The following is a 21,847-nucleotide window of genomic DNA, read 5'->3' as shown; positions in this document are numbered from 1 at the left end:
GGCAGAACCGGAACCGATCCGGAGCAGAACCGCGCATACCGGTGCCGACAATGCCATAGTGGGCGACGGAGAGGTTCGTTTTCGACGCCGTCAGCACTTTCCACAGCTTTACGTTTGGATAGCCGACTGCAAGGGAGGGCGCCGACATGGAATCCACGCACCGTCAAATCCAGCAAGCGCCACGCTTCGCGATCATCGGTTACGCAGCACGATTGCCCGGAGCGCAGGACGCCGATGCGTTCTGGGACCTGCTCCGCGACGGCCGCGATGCGATATCGGAGGTGCCTGCCGACCGCTGGAACGTCGACGAGTTCTTCGATCCGGAACCGGGTACACCCGGGAAGGTCGTCACACGTCGCGCGGGTTTCGTCGATGACCCGACGGGTTTCGACGCGCCGTTCTTCGGGATGTCGACCCGCGAGGTCAGGCTCCTGGACCCCCAGCACCGGCTGCTGCTGGAGACGGCGTGGCGCGCGGTGGAGCACTCGGGAACCGCGCCGACGGCGTTGGCAGGCACCAACACCGGCGTGTTCGTCGGCCTGGCCACCCACGACTACCTCGGCATGGCCTCCGATGAGCTGACGTACCCCGAGATCGAGGCCTACATGGCCATCGGCACGTCGAATGCCGCCGCGGCGGGCAGAATCAGCCACCGCCTCGGACTCCAGGGGCCCGCGGTCGCCGTCGACACGGCCTGCAGTTCGTCGCTGGTGGCGATTCACCAGGCTTGCCAGGCACTGCAGCTGGGCGAGTGCGACCTGGCGCTGGCCGGCGGTGCGAACGTCCTGCTCACCCCAGCCACGATGATCACCTTCTCCAGCGCTCATATGCTCGCGCCGGACGGCCGGTGCAAGACCTTCGACGCCGCGGCCGACGGCTACGTGCGTGGTGAGGGCTGCGGTGTCGTCGTCATCAAGCGCCTCGAGGATGCGATCTCCGACGGTGACCGGATCCGCGCGGTGATCCGCGGCAGCGCGGTCAACCAGGACGGCGCCTCGGGCGGGTTGACGGTGCCCAACGGCGTCGCCCAACAGCGGGTGATCGCCGATGCGCTCCGGCGTTCCGGCCTCAAGCCGAGCGACGTCGACTACCTCGAAGCCCACGGCACCGGCACATCGCTGGGCGACCCGATCGAGGCGCAGGCCGCCGGTGCGGCGCTCGGCGCCGGACGAGCGCCCGACAGGCCGCTGTTGATCGGTTCGGCGAAGACCAACATCGGACACCTGGAGGCGGCGGCCGGCATCGCGGGCGTCCTCAAGGTCGTCCTGTCGCTCGAGCACGAGACGCTGCCCAAGCACCTCAACTTCGAACGGCCCTCACCGCACATTCCGTGGGACCGATTGGCGGTGGAGGTCCTCACCGAGTCCCGGCCCTGGCAGCGCAACGGAAAGCCCCGCATCGCCGGTGTCAGCTCGTTCGGGTTCGCCGGGACCAACGCGCACGTCATCCTCGAAGAGGCACCCGAGCCGGCCGGCGCACGGGTTCCCGACGAGGAGCCGTCGGACGACCGGTTCAACATTCTGCCGTTGTCCGCGCACACACCCACGGCCCTGGCCGAGGTCGCCGGCCGCTACCGCGACTGGTTGACCGCGCACCCGGAGGCCGCACTCGCCGACGTGTGCGTCACCGCGGGCACCGCGCGAGCGCACCTCGAGCACCGGGCCGCGCTGGTGGTCAAGTCGAGGGACGCGGCCGTCGAACTGCTGGGCGCCCTCGCCGACGACCGCCCCGCACCGGGCCTGGTCCGGGGGCAGTCGCATGAGCCTCCGAAGACCGCGTGGCTGTTCACCGGTCAGGGCAGCCAGTACCCGGGCATGGCGCGCGAACTGTTCGACGCTGAACCCGTCTTCGCCGAGACCCTGACCAGTTGCGCCGCCGCGGTTGCCGATGTTCTGGACAGGCCGCTGCTTGACGTGATCTTCGCCGTTGACAGTCCCGACGGTGACGAGACGCTGCGCCAGACGTCCTACGCCCAGCCGGCACTGTTCGCCGTGGAGATGGGCCTGGCCCGGCTGTGGCAGTCCTGGGGGTTCGAACCCGATGTGGTCCTGGGCCACAGCGTCGGCCAGTACGCGGCGGCGTGTGTTGCCGGCATGATCAGCCTCACCGACGGCGCACTCCTGATGGCCGAACGCGGGCGCCTGTTCGGCAGCCTGCCCCCGGGCGGCCGCATGGTCGCGGTGTTCACCACGGCCGAGCGCGCCGAGAGTGTGACCGACGAGTTCCCCAGCCTGTCGGTGGCCGCCTACAACGGCGCCAACACCGTATTGTCCGGCCCCGCAGCGGATCTCGAACGAGCGGTGGCCACACTGACCGCCGAGGGCGTGCGGTGTGACTGGCTCGAGACCAGCCACGCCTTCCATTCCGCCCTGCTGGACCCGATCCTCGACGAGTTCGAGGCCTATGCACAACGATTCACATTCGCTGCACCGCAGCGCATCCTGATCGACAATCGCACCGGTGTCGCGCTCGGAAGGAGCGCCAAGCTCGACGGCAGCTACTGGCGCAGGCACGCCCGCCAACCGGTGGAGTTCGCCAAGAGTGTGCGCACCCTCGCCGATCTGAACTGCCGCCTACTCGTCGAGATCGGCCCCCGCCCCGTTCTCACCGCGGCAGCGCTCGGGGCGTGGCCGGACCCGTCCACCGCACCGCGGGTGATCGCCTCACTGCGCCCCAACGCCGAAGACCAGCGGCAGATCACCGAAGCCGTCGCCGACGCGTATGTCCTGGGCCACCTTCCCGACTTCGGCGCTCTTCGCCGACGCCACGCGCGCAAGCTCGACCTGCCCACCTACCCCTTCGAGCACCGCCAGTACTGGTATCGGGACAGTCGGGAGCAGCCCAACCAGCAGCAGAATGTCGCCGCGCCCCGGACCCAGACTCTCGGGCTCCTCGAGGACGGTCGCATCGAGGAACTCGCCGACCTCCTCGGCGCCTCACAGGAGGACCCGCACACCCTCGAGGTGTTGAGCAGGCTGGCCACCCAACACAATCGGCAGCGCGGTACTGCCTCAATCGCCAACGATCGATACGAGATCATCTGGCGGACAATCGATTCCTCGCCGATTCGCGATGCCGAGTCCGCTGCCCTCCTGCTGGTCGGCGACGGCACCGGCGCCGTTTCGCCGCTGGTCGACCTGGTGACGGCACGCGGGATTCCGCATCGGATCGTCGAGTTGCCGATGTCCGAAGACGACGAGGCCCGCCTCACCGACGAACTGCGCGCATTCGCGGTCGACGGATCCGCACTGCACATCCTGAACGTCGCGGCCCTCGACACCGACCTGGACGCGGACCGCCCACCGTCGATGCGCTCGCTGCTGCGGATGCAGCACCAGGTCCTGAGCGGAACCCGCAGGCTCTTCCGTGCCGCGGCCGCGGCTCAGCTGCGGGCGCCCATCTGGCTGGTGACCCGCGGTGCGCAACACGTCACCGACACCGACTCCGTGGCCCCGGAACAGAGCTGCCTGTGGGGATTCGGACGCGCGGCCGCCCTTGAGCTTCCGCAGCTGTGGGGCGGCCTGGCCGACCTTTCGGTGGGCGGCGACGCCGGTGCCGAGTGGTCCGAACTGCTCAACCAGGTGACGACATCGCACGGCTCCGACATCAGGGAGGACCAGATCGCACTACGCGATCAGGCGGTCCTCGCGCCCAGACTGATCCGGCGGGCCGACCCGCCGAGCGGCAGGCCACTGGAACTGCGTTCGGACGCGACCTACCTGGTGACGGGTGGACTCGGAGCCATCGGGCTGGAGATCGCGGGACACCTGGCCGCACACGGTGCCGGACACCTGGTGCTGACCGGCCGGCGGGGACCCGGTGACTCAGCACGGGCGCGTATCGAGACACTGCGTGATCTGCACGGCTGCGACATCAGGGTCGTCGCCGCCGATGTCGCCGATGTGCACGATGTCGCGCGCCTGATGAGCACGGAGATCGCCGGCCTTCCCCCACTGGCGGGGGTCGTCCACGCGGCGGGCGAACTCGGAGCAACGCCGCTGACTGAGTCCGACTCCGCAGAGCTTGACCGAATCTTCGCCGGGAAGGTTTGGGGCGCTTGGTATCTAGCCGAGGCCACCGCCGACCTGCAGCTTGACTTCTTCATCAGCACGTCCTCGATCGCCTCGGTGTGGGGAAGCTTCGGCCAGACCTCCTACGCGGCCGCCAACGCATTCCTCGACGGGCTGGCCTGGCGACTGCGGGAGCGGGGAGGCGTCAGCGTCAACTTCGGTCCCTGGTCTGCCGGCATGGCCGACGCCGAATCCCGGGCGCGCCTGGATCAGCGGGGCGTCAAGACGCTCTCCCCCGCCGACGCGCTGGCCGGCCTGGCCGACGTCGTCACGGCCTCTGCGGCACAGGGAGTCGTGGCACGCATCGACTGGGCGCGGTTCCTGCCGCTCTATCAGCAGGCGGGTCGGCGAGCGCTGCTGTCCGAACTGGAGAGTGAACTGCCGGCCAACCTGATCAGCGCGGCGTCGCCCGGCGCCGCGTCCGGCAGGACACCGTTGGTGGAACGGCTCACGAAGGCGCCGGTTCAGCAGCGCAGCCGGATCCTGACCGATCACCTGCGCGGTGCGGTGGCCGAGGTGACGCGTCTCGACGTCGCAGAGATTCGCGAGGACGCGGGTTTCTTCGACCTCGGCATGGATTCCCTGATGGCCGTTGAACTCCGGCGCCGCATCGAACAGGGAATCGGCCATGAGATACCGATCACCCTGGTGATGGATCATCCCCGCCTGTCCGACGCGGTCGACTACCTGCTCGGCGAGGTGCTCGAACTCAGTGAGCAGACATCCGATTCGGCCTCGCGGGCAGTCGCGGCCACGACACGCACGGATGAACCGATCGCGATCGTCGCGGTCTCGTGCCGCTTTCCGGGCGCACCCGATCCCGAGGCGTTCTGGGACGTTCTCTCCGGCGGTGTCGATGCGATCCGAGAGATCCCCGAGGATCGATTCGACATCGATGAGTTCTATGACCCTGATCCCGACGTTGCGGGCAAGACCTACACCCGTTTCGGCGGATTCCTCGACGGGATCGACGGATTCGATCCAGAGTTCTTCGGCATATCGCCGAGGGAGGCGGTCTGGATCGAGCCACAGCAGCGGCTGATGCTCGAAACGGTGTGGGAGGGTCTCGAACGCGCGGGGTACGCGCCGTCCGCACTGCGGGGCAGCCGAACCGGAGTCTTCACCGGCGTGGCCGCCAACGAGTACGCGCATCTGCTGTCAGCGGAGTCGATCGACAAGATCGAGCCCCACTTCATCACCGGAAACGCGCTCAACGCCATCTCTGGTCGGGTCGCCTTCGCGCTGGGCCTCGAAGGACCGGCCGTGGCTGTCGACACCGCATGCAGTTCGGCGTTGGTGGCCGTCCATCAGGCCTGCCAGGCACTGCATTCCGGGGACTGCGATCTCGCGGTGGCGGGCGGCGTGAACGTCCTGCTGAGCCCGGTCACCGTGGTCGCGGCCTCGCGCGCCAGGATGCTGTCCCCGGTCGGACGGTGCAAGACGTTCGACGCCTCGGCCGACGGCTATGTCCGAAGCGAGGGGTGCGGCGTCCTGGTGCTCAAGAGACTCAGCGACGCCCAGCGCGACGGCGACCGAGTCTGCGCGGTGATTCCCAGCAGCGCGGTGAACCAGGACGGCGCGTCCAGCGGGCTGACGGTGCCCAACGGCGGTGCACAGCAACGTCTCATCGAAACCGTGCTCGCCCGCGCCGGGCTGTCCGGCGGAGATGTCGACTATCTGGAGGCGCACGGGACAGGCACTCCCCTGGGTGATCCCATCGAGGTCCAGGCCGCCGCGGCCGCCTACGGCACGTCTCGAGACGCCGACCGCCCGCTGCTGATGGGATCGGTGAAGACCAACATCGGACACCTCGAGTCCGCCTCCGGCGCAGCGGGGTTGATCAAGGTCGTGCTGTCGCTTCAACACGGGCTGCTGCCCCAGAGCCTGCACTTCGACAAGCCGTCACCGCACATCCCGTGGGATTCGCTTCCCGTGCGCGTCGTGGACGAGGCGACCCCGTGGGAGACCAACGGCAGGCCCCGGCGCGCGGGTGTGAGCTCGTTCGGGTTCACCGGCACGAACGCGCATGTGCTCGTCGAGGAACCGCCGGCACCGGCGACCGCCACCGGCGAGGAACCGGCCGATGCCGACCGGCCTGTCAATGTGCTTGCACTGTCGGCACGTTCACCCGAGGCCCTCGTCGCGCTGGCACAGCGCTACGACACGTGGCTGGGCGCTCACCCGGACGCCGACATCGCGGAGGTCTGCCTGACGGCCGGGGCTGGCCGTTCGCATTTCGAGCATCGGGGCGCACTGGTCGTGGACTCGGTCGCCTCGGCGCGCACGGGCCTGACAGACCTGGCCGAAGGTCGCACCCGCCCGGGCGTGCTGCGCGGTGAACACATGCACCGCCCGACGACCGCATGGCTGTTCACCGGGCAGGGCAGCCAGTACCCCGGGATGGCGCGTGAGCTGTTCGCCTCCGAACCGGTTTTCGCCGACACCGTGACCCAGTGCGCCGACGCGGTGGCCAACATCATGGCCCGACCGCTGCTCGACGTTCTGTTCAGCGACGACCGCGACGTCGGGGAGATGCTGCGGCACACGTCATTTGCCCAGCCCGCGCTCTTCGCCGTGGAGATGGGCCTGGCCCGGCTGTGGCAGTCCTGGGGCATCGAACCCGACGTGGTGCTGGGGCACAGCGTCGGCCAGTACGCCGCCGCCTGCGTGGCCGGGGTCTTCAGCCTCGAAGACGGTGCCCGCCTGATGGCCGAGCGCGGCAGGATGTTCGGCAGCCTGCCCGACGGTGGCCGGATGGTGGCGGTGTTCGCCGACCCCAAGCACGTCGAGCAGGTCGCCGGCGATTTCCCGCGCGTGTCGGTCGCGGCCTACAACGGTCCCAACACGGTGCTGTCGGGTCCCGGTGCCGACCTGGAGCAGATCTTCGAACGGTTCGGGGAACAGGCCGTCCGCTGCACCTGGCTTGACACCAGCCACGCCTTCCATTCGGAACTGCTGGAACCCGTCCTCGACGAGTTCGAGGCGTACGCAGCACAGTTGGAGTACTCGGCCCCAACGCTGCCCTTGGTCTGCAACCGCACCGGCGCCGTGTTGACGGCCCAGACGCCACTGGATGCGAACTACTGGCGACGGCATTCCCGCCAGCCCGTGCAGTTCGCCGAGAGCGTGCGCACCGCGGCCGCGCTGGGATGCTCAATCCTGATGGAGATCGGCCCGCAACCGGTGCTGACCGGCGCCGCGGTACAGGTGTGGCCGGAACACCTGGCGCCGCCGCGGGCCGTGGTGTCGCTTCGCAAGGGGGTCGGCGACCGTCGCCAGATCGCCGACGCACTCGCCGCCGCCTACGTCGGCGGCCACCGGCCCGACTTCACCGCTCTGCATCGTCACGCACGGCGCACCGTGGACCTGCCCACCTACCCGTTCCAGCGGCGCAGCTTCTGGCCCAAGACATCCGGGTTCACCGCCAGTGGCGCTGGTGCGGCGTCGTCCGGACTCCTGGGCAGCGCCATCGAGCTCTCCTCCGGCGACACCGTCTACACCAGCCGGTTGTCCGTCAAGTCGCAGCCCTGGCTGAGTGACCACGTCATCTACGGCACTGTGGTCGTGCCCGGAGCGACCTACGCGGCGATGGCGCTGGCCGCCGTCGGCACCCCGGCCCGAGTCAAGGACGTCTTCTTCTATGAGCCGATCATCCTGCCCGAGAAGGCTTCTCGTGAGGTCCAGCTGACCCTGCAACCGCAGCAGACCGACGGCGAGCTGAAGTTTCAGGTGCACAGCCGCCCGTTCGGCGAACAGGGCGCCGACTGGTCGCTGAACGCCGAGGGCACAGTGCTCACCGGAGCCGACGACGGACCGGCATCCGATCAGGACGATCCGGTGGACGAGGCGATCGAACGTCTCGAGCGCATGCGGCCACAGGATCTGTTCGAGACCTTCGCCGACCTCGAATTGGCTTGGGGCCCCACCTGGTCTGGATCACTGAAATCGCTGTGGCTCGGCGAGGGCGAGGCGATCGGTGACATCCTGGTCGGCGCCGAACTTGCCGAACAACTGGGCACCGAGCCCATGCACCCGGTGCTCATGGACCTGTGCACGGGCGTCGCCTTCCCCGCGTTCCCGGCGGTTCTGGCCGCTGAGCAGGGCGTCAACGATCTGTTCCTGCCGTTGCGCTACGGACAGGTCACGCTGCGGGAGAAGATGCCGCGGCGGTTCTACTGCCGCGCGCGCTGGCACGCCAGCGCTCTCGACAGTGAGACACAGGTGTTCGATCTCGACTTCCTCGACCGGGGTGGCCGCCCACTGGGCGGCATCCGCGAGTTCACCGTCAAACGCGCCCCCCGCGAGGCGCTTCTGCGCGGCCTCGGTGGGGACGCGACGCGACTGCTCTACACCCTGGGCTGGCACGAGGTTGCGCCGCCGACGCAAGACGACGAGACCGCGCCGGTGGGCGGAACGTGGCTGATCTCCGGGTTCGGCGCTCTGGCGGACGAGGTGCCGGGCTGCGTCCCGATCGACCGCACCCCGGATGCGGAACCGCTCGGAGAGATCCTGGCGCAGGCTCACGAGCGTGGTGTGCCGTTCTCTGGCGTCGTCTGGCGTGCGACCCCGGCCCGCGGCGACGAGTCGGGCACCGACACCGCGGCCCGACTCGAAGCCGAGATCGCCGATCTGCTGAGTGCGGTGCACACCGCGCAGCGCGGCGAGGTGAAACTGCCGGGCGGACTGTGGATCGTCACCGAACACGGCGTGGCCTGCGAGTCGGGCGAGCCCGTCGATCCTGTGCAGGCCGCGCTGTGGGGCTTCGGACGCACCACCATCAATGAGGAACCGGCGCTGCGCTGCAGGCTCCTCGACTCCGATGGAACGCCCGAGGCGGTCCACGCGCTGGCCACCCTGCTGACCACACCCGGCCCCTCCCCGGAGGAACCCGAACTCGCTGTGCGGCAGGGGAAACTGCTGGCGTCGCGACTGTTGCCGTGGGCGCGCAGCGGACATCTCTCCGTGCCCCGTGGGGGCGACTTCGCGCTGGCACCCACCGAACGGGGCGCGATCGACAATCTGCGGCTCACCGAAACCGATGTGCCGCAGCCCGATGAGGGGTACGTGCAGGTGCGCGTGGAGGCCGCGGGCCTGAACTTCCGTGACGTGCTCAACGTGCTCGGCCTCTACCCAGGTGATCCCGGTCCGATCGGAGGCGACTTCGCCGGCGTCGTCACGCAGCTGGGCGACGGCGTCACGGGACTCGAGGTGGGGCAACGCGTCTACGGCTTCATGCAGGGCGCGTTCGCCAGCCGGTTCAACGTCCCGGCCCAGCTGTTGGCGCCCATCCCGGACGGCATCAGCGCGGTGGAGGCCGCGACGATCCCGGCCGCGGCACTGACGGTCCGACTCGCCTTCGACTGGGCTGCGGTGCGACCCGGTGACCGAGTCCTGATCCATGCCGCCAGTGGCGGGGTCGGCCTTGCGGCGATCCAGATGGCGCAGCGGTGCGGTGCCACGGTGTTCGCCACTGCCAGCACCTTCAAGCGTGCGACGCTGCGCCGCATGGGCGTCGAGCACGTCTACGACTCGCGCACCACGGATTTCGCCGACCAGATCCTCGCCGACACCGATGGGGAGGGTGTGGACGTCGTCCTCAACAGCCTGACCAACGAGGGCTTCCTGGACGCGACCGTGCGCGCCACCGCGAAGAACGGCCGTTTCGCGGAGATCGCCAAGCGCGACATCTGGACCCCCGAACAGATGGCCGAAGTCCGTCCCGACATCAGTTACGAGATCGTCGCCCTGGACACCGTGACCATCTGCGAGCCCGAACGGATTCGCGCGCTGTTGACCGAGGTGTCCCAGGGCCTGGCCGAGGGGGCGTGGACTCCGTTGCCCGCCGAGATCTACCCGCTGACCGAGGCGCGGGCCGCGTTCCGGCGGATGCAACAGGCCCGGCATATCGGCAAGATCGTCGTACAGATTCCAGAACCGTTGCAGCCCAGGGCTGATCGCACTCACCTGATCACCGGCGGGCTCGGGGCGATCGGACTGCACACGGCGTCGCACCTGGCCCAACTCGGGGCCGGCGACATCGTGCTGACCAGCCGGCGCGATCCCGACGCGCAGGCCCAGAGCGTGATCGATGAGATCGCCGAACGGTGCCGCTGCCGCATCCACGTGTGGTCGGCCGATGTCGGTGACGAGACCGAGGTCGCCGCACTGCTGGACCGGATCCGCGCGGAGTTGCCGCCATTGGCTGGCGTGGTGCACCTGGCCGGCGTCCTCGATGACGCTCTGCTGTCCCAGCAGGATCTCGACCGATTCCGAACGACGCTGGCTCCCAAAGCTTTCGGCGCGCTTCACCTCGACAGGTTGACCAGAGAGGACGATCTGGACTACTTCATCGTGTCGTCCTCGGTGTCGAGCCTGTTCGGTTCCCCCGGCCAGGCCAACTACGCCACCGCCAACGCCCTGCTGGACGGTCTTGTGGCCCACAGGCGTGCGAACGGGCTGCCCGCCACGGGCATCAACTTCGGCCCGTGGGGCCAGGGCGGCATGGCGTCCTCGGAGGCCGCCACCGCCAACATCAGTGCGCAGGGCCTGATTCCGCTGGATCCGGCTGCGGCGCTCAACGCGCTCGCCGAGGTGGTCGCGAACGGGACCGGCCAGGCGACCGTCATCAAGGCCAATTGGCAGCGTGCCGCAAAGGTGCTGGGCAGTTCACGGCCGCCGATTCTCGATCTGGTGTTGCCGCGCGCCGAAGGCGAGGTGACCGGTGACAGTGAGCTTCTCAAACAGCTCATGGAGATCCCCGTGCCGCAGCGCGCGGGGTTCGTCACCGAGTTCCTGCAACGCGAGGTGCAGAATTTCCTGCGACTCGCGCAACCCCCTGCGGCGACCAGCCGTTTCCTGGACCTGGGAACCGATTCGCTGATGGCGATCGAACTCCGCAACCGTCTGCACAGTCAGTTCGGCGGCAGGTTCACGATCAACGCGACGGCGGTGTTCGACTACCCGACCATCGGCGGCCTCGCCGAGTACCTCGTGGCCCAACTGCCGGACGCGGAAGCCGCGAAACCAGAGGACCCCGCCCCGCCGGACCCGACCGTCGAGGACGCACCCACCGAGGAGACGGTGTCGCCGGGCGCTTCGGTGTCCCGCGGGGGCGACTGAACGGCGCTGCTCAGGCCCAGCGGGTGGCCTGCACCTGCGGCGGCAGGTCGTGGCGCAGCGGAACCTCAAGCCCGTCGTAGATGCGCGGTGGCTGACGGGCCAGCCATCCGAGCGCGCCGAGCAGGCGGTTGGTGGCCGTGGTGTTGCCGCCGTCGGCACGGGAGCCGCCCTCCACGTCGGCGCGCACCGAGATGGTCAGCTCAGGATCGCCGTGCACGATGACGCGGTGGTCACCCGCACCCTCGTCGGGATGGGGCCAATCCGGGGCACAGGCCGGGTCGATGCGCGTGATGTGCTCGACGATCACCCGCGGTCGGCCCTGGACAGTGCCGATCACCTTGACCCAGAACGCGCCCTGCGTGCCGGCCTCGAAGTGCCCCATGGCGTTGTCCACCGACCTCTCCAGGGGCAGGCGCTCGAGTTCCTCGGTGACGTCGTCGATCTCCAGCCCCAGGCCCCGGCCGATCAGGCGTACGTTGCCGCCCCACACCATCGTCGGGATCGACGGCAGCAGCATCATCGGGGTCTGGTCCATGGGCTCACCGAAACCGCACAGCACCCGCACCGCGTGCGGTTGGTCATACGTCGAGTAGTCGAAGATCTCCTGGCAGCAGATGGTGTCGATGCGCGTGCACAGGCCTGCGGCCAGGACCGCGAGCGCATCGTTGGCCCATCCCGGATCCACTCCGCTGACCAGCAGTGACGCACCGCCGGCCCGGCAGGCCGCCGTGAGGCGCTCGCGCAGTTCATCCGGCGCCGACGCCGGGTCGTAGAGCGAGTACAGGGCGGGAGTGACGACGTGGGCGCCGGCCCGCAGGCAGCGTTCGACGTCGGCGGCGGCATCGTCGGGACGGATGTCTCCCGAGGCCATGTAGGCGACCGCGTCACACGACGCCAGGGCCTCGTCGGGATCCTTGGTGGCCAGTACGCCGGTGGACCCGGGCAGGCCCGCTAGTTCCGCGGCATCCCGCCCCGCTTTGGCCTCCGATGAGGTGATCACCGCCGCCAGTTGCAGCCCTGGAAAACCGGTCAGGGATCTGATCGCCGCAGCACCCATGTTTCCCGTGCCCCACACCGCAACGCGCTGGATCATGTGATCACCGTAACCGGCTCTGGCCTGGGGCGACGTGGAATCGCGCACGTCCTGACCTGGTTAAACCCACCGGTGGGTTGGTCGCCCGGCGGACGTTGCCGGCGGCGACTTGATTTTAAGTTACCCGCCGGTATAGTAGGTGGAGTTACTGGTGGGTAACTTAACCGGAGTACCCAACCCGAAGACCTGCAGATCGCACTCGATCAAGTGGCAGTTCTCATCGAGGAGGAATCACGTGAGCCACTACAAGTCCAACGTCCGCGACCAGGAGTTCAACCTCTTCGAGGTTCTGGGCGTCGACAGGGTTCTCGGTCAGGGCAAGTTCAGCGACATCGACGCAGACACCGTTCGCGAGATGCTGCATGAGATCGCCCGGCTTGCTGAGGGACCCATCGCCGAGTCGTTCGCCGACGGCGACCGCAATCCCCCCGTCTTCGATCCCGCCACCCACTCGGTGACGTTGCCGGAGCCCTTCAAGAAGTCGATGCGTGCACTGTTCGACGGTGGCTGGGAGAAGGTCGGCCTCTCCGAGGAGCTCGGCGGCGTCCCGGTGCCCCGCGCCGCGCAGTGGGCCCTGATCGAGCACATTCTCGGCGCCAACCCCGCGGCCTACATGTACGCCATGGGTGCGGGCATGTCCGAGATCTTCTACAACAACGGCACCGATGAGCAGAAGAAGTGGGCCGTGCTGGCCGCCGAGCGCGGCTGGGGCGCCACGATGGTGCTGACCGAGCCCGACGCGGGTTCCGACGTCGGCGCCGGCCGCACCAAGGCCGTCCAGCAGCCCGACGGCTCGTGGCACATCGACGGTGTCAAGCGCTTCATCACCTCGGCCGACTCGGACGATCTGTTCGAGAACATCATGCATCTGGTCCTGGCCCGCCCCGAGGGCGCCGGCCCCGGCACCAAGGGCCTGTCGCTGTTCTTCGTGCCGAAGTTCCACTTCGACTTCGAGACCGGCGAGCTCGGCGAGCGCAACGGCGTCTTCGTCACCGGTGTCGAGCACAAGATGGGCCTCAAGGTCTCGACCACCTGTGAGCTGACCTTCGGCCAGCACGGCACCCCCGCCAAGGGCTGGCTCGTCGGCGAGGTGCACGACGGCATCGCGCAGATGTTCGACGTCATCGAGCAGGCGCGAATGATGGTGGGCACCAAGGCGATCGCGACACTGTCGACCGGCTACCTCAATGCGCTCGAGTACGCCAAGAGCCGCATCCAGGGTGCAGACCTGACCCAGATGACGGACAAGACCGCCCCGCGCGTCACCATCACGCACCATCCGGACGTGCGTCGCAGCCTCATGACTCAGAAGGCCTACGCCGAGGGCATGCGCGCGCTGTACCTCTACACCGCATCGTTCCAGGACGCCGAGGTGGCCGAGGCGGTCCACGGTGTCGACGCCGAACTGGCCCACAAGGTCAACGACCTGCTGCTGCCCATCGTCAAGGGCTACGGCTCCGAGCAGGCCTACGCCAAGCTGACCGAGTCGCTGCAGACCTTCGGCGGCTCCGGCTTCCTGCAGGACTACCCCATCGAGCAGTACATCCGGGACTCCAAGATCGACAGCCTCTACGAGGGCACCACCGCGATCCAGGCCCAGGACTTCTTCTTCCGCAAGATCGTCCGGGACCAGGGCAGGGCGCTGGGCTTCGTGGCGGGCGAGATCTCGGAGTTCATCAAGAACGAGTCCGGCAACGGCCGTCTCAAGACTGAGCGCGCGCTGCTGGCGACCGCTCTCGAGGACGTCCAGGCGATGGCCGCGTCGCTCACCGGCTACCTGATGGCCGCCCAGGAGGACGCCGCCAGCATCTACAAGGTCGGTCTGGGCTCGGTGCGCTTCCTGCTCGCGGTCGGCGACCTGGTCGTCGGCTGGCTGCTGGCCCGTCATGCCGCGGTGGCCATCGAGAAGCTCGACGCCGGCGCCAGCGGTGCCGAGAAGTCGTTCTACGACGGCAAGGTCGCGGCCGCCGCGTTCTTCGCCAAGAACGTCCTGCCGCAGCTCACCAGCACCCGCGCCATCATCGAGAACATCGACAACGATGTGATGGAACTCGACGAAGCCGCGTTCTGATCCGCTGACGAAGAACCGGGTCCCACATGGTGGGGCCCGGTTTTTTGTGCGCTTGGCGCCCCGGCGTCGCTGGCAGACTCGCCTGCATGGCCACCCTTCAGCGCGCGGCGCTGCTGTTGTCCCTGCTCGCCACCACGGCGTTGACCTGTCTGCTGGGCATCACCGATCCTGCCGCCCCGCTGACCTATCCCACTCGGTTCCTGGTGTGGAACCTGTTCCTGGCCTGGATTCCCATGGCCTGCGCGGTCGGATTCGCACTTGTGCGGCACCGGTTCTGGCTGGTGCTGCTCGGCGCGGGCTGGCTGGCGTTTCTGCCCAACGCCCCCTACCTGGTCACCGACCTCGTCCACCTGGGCAACGGAGTCGAACTGTGGCGCCACGTGCTGCAGTACGGCTTCGCGGCGTGGACCGGGATCCTGCTGGGCGTGGTGTCCCTGCGACTGGTCCACCAGCGCATCGAACGTGACTTCGGCACGCCCTGGGGATGGCTTGCCGCCATCCTGTCGGTGGGGTTGTGCGCTGTCGGCGTGGTCATCGGCCGATTCCAGCGCTGGAACTCGTGGGACCTGGTGACGCGGCCGGACGCCGTCATCGCGGCGACGCTGGAGTGGGTGCGTTCACCGCTGGCGTACGTGCAGTCCACCGGTGTCGCGGTCGCGGTCGCGGCCTTCTTCGGCCTGGCCTATCTGACCATCTGGGCGCTCGATGGCGCGCAACAAGTTTGGGGCCGTCGCTGGAGTCCCCACGTCTCCAGCGACGGCGGCCTGTGAACCTCAACGCGGGCGTCAATTCCCGCCGTTCAATGAGGATGCTCCGTGTTGCCGTCGGGTCGGGGGGTCAGACGGCAACACGGAGCTATCCAGTACTTCGAATACCCCGTCGGAAGCGTTACAAACCTCCGCGGAGAATTTCCTGCTGTGTGGTCAGGCCTGGAGAATCGCGGTCACGCCCTGCCCACCTGCGGCGCAGATCGAGATCAGCCCCCGCACGGGCGCGCCCGTGTCCGCCCTCTTCTCGGCGAGCTGCTTGGCCATCTGGGCCACGATCCGGCCTCCGGTCGCGGCGAACGGGTGACCGGCGGCCAGCGAGGAACCGTTGACGTTGAGCTTCGAACGGTCGATCGACCCGAGCGCGGCGTCGAGACCCAGCCGTTCCTTGCAGTACTCCTCCGACTCCCATGCCTGCAACGTGGCCAGAACCACGGACGCGAACGCCTCGTGGATCTCGTAGAAGTCGAAGTCCTGCAGGGTCAGGCCGTTCCGGGCCAGCAGCCGGGGAACCGCGTACGTGGGCGCCATCAGCAGGCCGTCGGCACCGCTGACGTAGTCCACCGCGGCGGTCTCGGAGTCGACGAAGTACGCCAACACCGGCAGGCCGTGCGCGTCGGCCCACTCCTGGCTGGCCAGCAGCGCCACCGAGGCGCCGTCGGTCAGCGGGGTGGAGTTGCCCGCGGTCATGGTCGCGTCACCGTTGCGGACACCGAACACCGGCTTGAGTGTGGCCAGTTTCTCCGGCGAGGAGTTGGGCCGCAGGTTGTCGTCGCGGTAGAGCCCGAGGAACGGCGAGACCAGGTCGTCGAAGAAGCCCCGGTCGTAAGCCGCGGCCATATTGCGGTGGCTCGCGGCGGCCAGAGCGTCCTGATCGACACGCTTGATGCCCATCTTCTTGGCGGTGACCGCCGCGTGCTCCCCCATCGAGAGCCCGGTCCGGGGTTCACCGTTGGTGGGGATCTGGACCCCGATGGATGCGGGCAGCCTGCCGACCAGCTTGAGCCGGTCAAGGTTGGACTTGGCGCGCCGGAGCCCGAGCAGGGTGCGACGCAGATCGTCGCCGAATGCGATGGGAGCATCCGAGGTGGTGTCGACGCCGCCGGCCGCGGCGACCTCGTACCGGCCCAGCGCGATGCCGTCGGCCGCCGCGATCGTCGCCTGCAGACCGGTGCCGCAGGCCTGCTGAAGGTCGAAGGCCGGCGTGTACGGCGACAACGAGCTGCCGAGCACACACTCGCGCATCAGGTTGAAATCGCGGCTGTGCTTGAGCACCGCGCCGCCGATGACCATGTCGAGGCGCTGGCCGGTGAGATTGAAACGTTCGACGAGGCCGTCGAGGGCCGCGGTGAACATGTCCTGGTTGGAGGCTTGGGCGTACGCACCGTCGGAGCGCGCGAATGGGATGCGGTTGCCGCCGAGCACCGCGACGGGGCGCCGGGCAGCCGGGTTCTTGGGACTGTCGTCCTGGGACCTGGATTGTGCACTGGTGGCCACGGGTATCTCCGTACTGGTCGGTTTGAGGTTGAGGACCTGTGAAGGCCATACTACCCACTGTTCTTACTCTCCAGTAAGTTCGTAGCCGACAGCACGTGCCTGAACGACGAGAGGTGACTTTCGTGGCCCCCAAGCTTCCGAACGATCTGTACTCCCAGCTGGTCCATTCCGCGCCGGGCTCCTTCCTGGCCAAGCAGTTGGGCATCCCCTCACCCGAGACCCTGCGCCGGTACCGCGCCGGCGAGCCGGCACTCGCGGGCCCGCTGCTCATCGGCGGGGAGGGCCGCATCGCCGAACCGATGCGGGCCGCGCTGGCCGCGGATTACGACCTCGTCGGCGACAATCTCGGCGGCCGTTGGGCCGACCGCTTCGGGGGGCTGCTGTTCGACGCCACCGGCATCACCGCACCCGCCGGCCTCAAGGCCCTGCACGATTTCTTCACCCCGCTGTTGCGCAACGTCGGCCCCTCGGGGCGAGTCGTCGTGGTCGGCACCAGCCCGGAGGAGGCCGCCAGCACCGACGAGCGCATCGCGCAGCGCGCCCTCGAAGGCTTCACACGCTCACTGGCCAAGGAGATGCAGCACGGCGCGACCGTATCGCTGGTGTACCTGTCCCCTCAGGCCAAACCCGCGGCCACGGGCCTCGAGTCGACGCTTCGATTCCTGCTGTCGGCCAAGTCGGCCTACGTCGACGGTCAGGTGTTCCACATCGGCGCCGACGACGCCACCCCACCCGCTGACTGGGATCGGCCGCTGGACGGCAAGGTCGCAGTCGTCACCGGCGCGGCGCGTGGCATCGGCGCCACGATCGCCGAGGTGTTGGCACGCGACGGCGCGAAGGTCGTCGCCATCGACATGCCGCCGGCCGAAGGCGCCCCGGACGCGCTGTCCGAGACGGCGGCGAAGGTCGGCGGCACCGCACTGGCACTCGACGTCACCGCCGACGACGCGGTCGACCGCATCGCCGCACACCTGGCCGAGCACTACTCCGACCACAACGGCGGCCATGCCGACATCCTGGTCAACAACGCAGGCATCACGCGCGACAAGCTCCTGGCGAACATGGATGACGCCCGGTGGAACGCCGTCATCGCCGTGAATCTCCTTGCGCCGCAGCGACTCACCGAGGGACTCGTGGCCAACGGGACGATCGGCGCTGGCGGCCGAGTGATCGGGTTGTCGTCGATGGCGGGCATCGCAGGCAACCGCGGGCAGACCAACTATGCGGCCACCAAGGCCGGCATGATCGGCCTGACCGAGGCCCTGGCACCCGAACTCGCCGCGAAGGACATCACGATCAACGCCGTGGCGCCGGGCTTCATCGAGACCAAGATGACCGAGGCCATCCCGTTCGCCACCCGTGAAGTGGCCCGGCGGATGAACTCCCTGTTCCAGGGTGGCCAACCCGTGGATGTCGCCGAGGCGATCGCCTACTTCGCCAGCCCCGCCAGCAACGCGGTCACCGGCAATACGATCCGGGTCTGCGGCCAAGCCATGCTGGGGGCGTGAGAGATGACCTCCGTGCAGCAGCCCAGCGGGCTGACCAACATGCTGCGCGCGGCCGCGGGCGCGTTGCCGTTCATCTCACGCGGGGACACGCTGCCCGACCGCACGCTGACGGTCTCGGATCTGCCGATCGACCGGGCCAACGTCGCGGCCTATGCTGCCGTGACGGGCCTGCGCTACAAAGACACCGTCCCGGTCACCTATCCGTTCGTGCTGGCCTTCCCGACCGTGATGGCGTTGATCACCAACTTCGACTTTCCCTTCGCCGCAATGGGTTCGGTGCACGTCGAGAACCACATCACGGCGCACCGGCCGATTGCCGTGACCGATGTGGTGTCGGTGAAAGCGCACGCCGAGAACATGCGCGAGCACCGGAAGGGGCTGCTGGTCGACGTCCTCACCGAGATCAGCGTCGGAAACGACGTCGCGTGGGAGCAGGTGACGACCTTCCTGCATCAGCAGCGCACCAGCCTGTCCGACGAACCGAAGCCGCCGCCGCAGAAACAGCCCAAACTGCCCCCGCCGCAGAGCGTCCTGCGCATCACGGGCGGCCAGATCCGCAGGTACGCCTCGGTCAGCGGTGACCACAACCCCATCCACACGAGCTCGGTGGGCGCCAAGCTGTTCGGCTTTCCCACCGCGATCGCACATGGAATGTTCAGCGCTGCAGCCGTTCTGGCGAATATCGAAGGCCAGCTGCCCGACGCGCTGCGGTACTCGGTGAAGTTCGGCAAGCCGATTCTGCTGCCCGCCAGCGCGGGGTTGTACGTCGACCGGGTCGCCGACGGCTGGGACCTGTCGCTGCGCAACCTCAAGAAGGGCTATCCGCACCTGACGGCCGAGGTGCGCGCGCTGTAGAGGCATTGCCTCGGTTCTCCGAGAGTGCGGGCGTTTCCCGAGACTGCGGGGACTGCGATTCTCCGGTCAGATCTCCGCAGCCTCAGCAGTCTCGGTGCCGCCCGCCGACTCGGCGCCGCCGGCCGGCTCGGCTCCGCCGGGCCTGCCCTTCAGGCCGCGCCAGAACAGGTTGATCAACAGCTCCACGGCGTCGTTCACATCGACGTCGCCGGCACTGACGCGCGTGGCCACGGCCTCGCCCGCACCCACCAGCGCGATCGCCATCATGTTGAAGTCGGTGTCCGGCTCGGGGTTTCGCGTGCCCGTGCTCAACAGCCGCGCCACCAGGTCGATGATGCGCTCGCGGCCCTCCCGCACGGTGTGCGCGAACGCCTGCGAACTGGTGGCCTGGGTGTACAGCACGATCCACGAGGCCCGGTTGGCGTCGATGTAGGTCAAGAACGACAGGATCGTGTTGCGCAGCATGTCGCGGGGCGGCAGCGTGAAATCCACATCCGCGCGCACCGCCTCGATGAAGCGGCTCAGCTCACGGCTCAGGCAGGCCCCGAAGAGCTCCTCCTTGGACCCGTAATACAGGTAGAGCATGGGCTTGGAGATCTCAGCCTTGGCCGCGATCGCGTCCATCGACGTCTCGTGATAGCCGTTGATGGAGAAGACCTCCACAGCGGCGTCGAGCATCTGCTGTTCACGTACGGCACGAGGCAACCGCTTGGTACCACCGGCCATGCCGCCTCACCCTTCGCTGAACAGACGTTTACTCAAGACTAAACATTGGCCTCAGCAGGCGCGGGCGCCGCCCTTGGCCACCGTGACGCGCTGCAGCGCGCCGTCGACCGCGGCCATCGGCAGTTCACCCGCGGCGACTGCCGCCTCGAGCCGGTCCAGCACCGCGGGCACTTCGCCCGTGCTGACCCAAAGCGCGACGTCGACGCCCGCCTGCAGGCTGCGCAGCACCGCCTCGGCCACCCCGTACCGCTGGTTGATCGCGCCCATCGACGACAGATCGTCACTGAACACCAGGCCGCCGAACCCCGGTCCGCCGTAGCCGCCCGAGCGCAGCAGCCCGACCGCGGCGGGACTCAGGCTGGCCGGGTCGTTGCCGGTCAGCCCGGGCACCTGCATGTGGCCGATCATCACCGCCACGGGTCCCTGCGTGGTCAGCGTGCGGTACGGCACCAGGTCGGTGGCCTCAAGCTCCGCGAGCGGCGGGGTCACCACGCCGTTGGCGTGCGAGTCACCCGAGGCGTTCCCGTGACCGGGAAAATGCTTGAGGACCGGCAGCACCCCGGCGTCGCGCAGGCCGCGGGCATAGGCACCGGCGTACTCGGTCACCACCGCCGGGTCGGACCCGAACGAGCGATCGCCGATCACGGTGTCGTCGGCGGCCGCCGTGACGTCCACGACGGGCGCGAAGTCGACGGTGATCCCCAGGCCCCGCATCTTGCGGCCCCGGTCGAGCGCGATCTGGTACACCTCGTCGGGGGTCTTGGTGGCCGCGAGCACGCGCGCCGACGGTTGGCTGCCGATCAGCGACGCCAACCGCGAGACACGGCCGCCCTCCTCGTCGACGCTGACCGCCAGGGGCAGCGGACCGGCGGTGGCCGCGATACCGGCCAGGGAGCCGTCGGTGAGCATCGATTTGTCGGTCCAGCTTCCGACGAAGATTCCGCCCACGTGGTGATCGGCCACCACGGCGCGGGCGTCGGCGGCATCGGTCACTCCGACCATCACCAGCTGAGCCAGCTTGTCGCGCGTCGACAGCGCCGCGACGTCACCACATCCGGCGGGCGCCAGCGGGACGGGATTGCTCAACGGCACCGAGGCCGGTGAGGATCCGGTGGCCGTGTCCCGCGACGGCGAGGCGGACGGCGATTCGGCGGCCGACGAGCAGGCCATCAGCAGTGCGGGCAGCGTCGCGACGGACACGACGGCTCGGGTGAACGCGATGGTGAATGCCATACCTCATGCTGTCATGCACGCAGACCGCAGTCAGTGTCTGGGCGCGCGCGGCGCGTCGACTACTCTGCAGGAACGCGCGCAACCGCGAATCACACACTCCGGAACATACACGCGGGCAATGAATTTCGCGTCCCGACGACGGGACCTGTCCAGAATGGGAGATGATTGGGCATGTCCGTCGTGTTGATCGCCTACGACGGGACCGACAATGCGCAGCGCGCGGTCACCCACGTGGGCCAGTTTGTGTCGGCGCAGCGTGTCGTGGTGCTGACGGTGTGGACGCCGATTCGGCCGGGACCGGATCCGGTCAGCGTCGACCTCGACGGTCCACCTGATCCCCCAGACCTCGACGATCTCGATGACCTCGACATCGCCTACGCCGACGCCCAGCGCACCAACGACGAGGGCCTGCGGCTGGCCAAGTCGGCCGGCCTGTCCGCCGAACCGCTGTGCGTCGCGGTGACCGGCACGGTGTGGCGAACCATCATCGAGGCCGCGGACCGCATCGAGGCCGACCTCATCGTCACGGGAACCCGGGGCACGACCGGGCTGCGGTCGCTGCTGCAGTCCTCGGTCTCCGACCATGTGCTGCGGCACGGCAAACGCCCGGTGCTCATCGTGCCGCCCGGTGCCTGAAACGCCGCGTGCTAGGTTGGCTGGCAGCCCACCGACAAGATCGACAGCGCTGAGGAGCCCCACATGACCCGGTTCGTGGTGCCTGCCGCCGCCAGCATCGTGGTCGGTCTGCTGCTCGGCGCCGCGGCTGTCTTCGGCGTCTCCCTGATGGTGCAGCAGGACACCAAGCCGCCGATCACGGCAGGCGATCCGGCGTCGTCGGTCCTGAACCGGGTCGAATACGGCGACCGCAGCTGATCTGAGCGCGCAGTCCGAGGCGGCCCGTCCGGGAG

At 68.5% G+C, this 21,847-nt stretch carries 11 protein-coding genes; 7 read left to right on the top strand and 4 right to left on the bottom strand.

The window, feature by feature from the left end; genetic code table 11:
* Positions 1–146 precede the first annotated feature (146 nt).
* Entirely contained in the window at positions 147–11,189 is an 11,043-nt protein-coding gene (locus tag A5727_RS02470; RefSeq protein ID WP_068243870.1) for a type I polyketide synthase, read from the top strand.
* A 10-nt stretch (positions 11,190–11,199) separates the two neighbouring features.
* On the opposite strand, the gene A5727_RS02465 is transcribed toward A5727_RS02470, so the two are convergent.
* Complete coding sequence (locus tag A5727_RS02465; protein ID WP_068244020.1) at positions 11,200–12,279, bottom strand: NAD(P)H-dependent amine dehydrogenase family protein; 1,080 nt, start codon at positions 12,277–12,279, stop codon at positions 11,200–11,202.
* A 238-nt stretch (positions 12,280–12,517) separates the two neighbouring features.
* On the opposite strand from A5727_RS02465, the gene A5727_RS02460 reads away from it, so the two are divergent.
* Together A5727_RS02460 and A5727_RS02455 are read left to right on the top strand one after the other, a co-directional pair.
* Positions 12,518–14,353, top strand: a complete 1,836-nt coding sequence (locus A5727_RS02460; RefSeq protein WP_068243864.1) for an acyl-CoA dehydrogenase — start codon at positions 12,518–12,520, stop codon at positions 14,351–14,353.
* Between the two features lie 86 nt (positions 14,354–14,439).
* Positions 14,440–15,123 carry a DUF1361 domain-containing protein gene (locus tag A5727_RS02455; protein ID WP_068243861.1) on the top strand — a complete coding sequence of 228 codons (684 nt, stop codon included), beginning with the start codon at positions 14,440–14,442 and terminating at the stop codon, positions 15,121–15,123.
* A 153-nt stretch (positions 15,124–15,276) separates the two neighbouring features.
* On the opposite strand, the gene A5727_RS02450 is transcribed toward A5727_RS02455, so the two are convergent.
* Complete coding sequence (locus tag A5727_RS02450) at positions 15,277–16,617, bottom strand: acetyl-CoA C-acetyltransferase (protein ID WP_068243858.1); 1,341 nt, start codon at positions 16,615–16,617, stop codon at positions 15,277–15,279.
* A 122-nt stretch (positions 16,618–16,739) separates the two neighbouring features.
* On the opposite strand from A5727_RS02450, the gene A5727_RS02445 reads away from it, so the two are divergent.
* Positions 16,740–18,125 (top strand): 3-oxoacyl-ACP reductase, encoded by a 1,386-nt coding sequence (locus A5727_RS02445; RefSeq protein WP_068244017.1) that lies wholly within the window; start codon positions 16,740–16,742, stop codon positions 18,123–18,125.
* Positions 18,126–18,128: 3 nt separating this feature from the next.
* Entirely contained in the window at positions 18,129–18,980 is an 852-nt protein-coding gene (locus A5727_RS02440) for a MaoC/PaaZ C-terminal domain-containing protein (RefSeq protein ID WP_286149950.1), read from the top strand.
* A gap of 66 nt (positions 18,981–19,046) precedes the next feature.
* Here A5727_RS02440 and A5727_RS02435 read toward each other — a convergent pair whose 3' ends face one another.
* Together A5727_RS02435 and A5727_RS02430 are read right to left on the bottom strand one after the other, a co-directional pair.
* Complete coding sequence (locus A5727_RS02435; RefSeq protein ID WP_068243854.1) at positions 19,047–19,706, bottom strand: TetR/AcrR family transcriptional regulator; 660 nt, start codon at positions 19,704–19,706, stop codon at positions 19,047–19,049.
* Between the two features lie 51 nt (positions 19,707–19,757).
* On the bottom strand, positions 19,758–20,939 hold the full coding sequence (locus A5727_RS02430) for a glycoside hydrolase family 3 N-terminal domain-containing protein (protein ID WP_068243852.1): 1,182 nt from the start codon (positions 20,937–20,939) through the stop codon (positions 19,758–19,760).
* Between the two features lie 171 nt (positions 20,940–21,110).
* On the opposite strand from A5727_RS02430, the gene A5727_RS02425 reads away from it, so the two are divergent.
* Entirely contained in the window at positions 21,111–21,575 is a 465-nt protein-coding gene (locus A5727_RS02425; RefSeq protein ID WP_068243850.1) for a universal stress protein, read from the top strand.
* A gap of 63 nt (positions 21,576–21,638) precedes the next feature.
* Positions 21,639–21,812 carry a DUF2613 domain-containing protein gene (locus tag A5727_RS02420; RefSeq protein WP_068243847.1) on the top strand — a complete coding sequence of 58 codons (174 nt, stop codon included), beginning with the start codon at positions 21,639–21,641 and terminating at the stop codon, positions 21,810–21,812.
* Positions 21,813–21,847: the final 35 nt, after the last annotated feature.

The sequence above is a fragment of the Mycobacterium sp. ACS4331 genome, from assembly GCF_001667265.1.
Classification (GTDB): Bacteria; Actinomycetota; Actinomycetes; order Mycobacteriales; family Mycobacteriaceae; genus Mycobacterium.
Note: the sequence above shows the minus strand (reverse complement) of the source record. Positions and strands in the feature narration are given on the sequence as shown.

Coding starts and splice junctions, on each gene's coding strand:
- A5727_RS02440 (WP_286149950.1), top strand. CDS start 18,129: ATGACCTCCGTGCAGCAGCCCAGCGGGCTGACCAACATGCTGCGCGCG.
- A5727_RS02435 (WP_068243854.1), bottom strand. CDS start 19,706: ATGGCCGGTGGTACCAAGCGGTTGCCTCGTGCCGTACGTGAACAGCAG.
- A5727_RS02420 (WP_068243847.1), top strand. CDS start 21,639: ATGACCCGGTTCGTGGTGCCTGCCGCCGCCAGCATCGTGGTCGGTCTG.
- A5727_RS02425 (WP_068243850.1), top strand. CDS start 21,111: ATGTCCGTCGTGTTGATCGCCTACGACGGGACCGACAATGCGCAGCGC.
- A5727_RS02455 (WP_068243861.1), top strand. CDS start 14,440: ATGGCCACCCTTCAGCGCGCGGCGCTGCTGTTGTCCCTGCTCGCCACC.
- A5727_RS02430 (WP_068243852.1), bottom strand. CDS start 20,939: ATGGCATTCACCATCGCGTTCACCCGAGCCGTCGTGTCCGTCGCGACG.
- A5727_RS02470 (WP_068243870.1), top strand. CDS start 147: ATGGAATCCACGCACCGTCAAATCCAGCAAGCGCCACGCTTCGCGATC.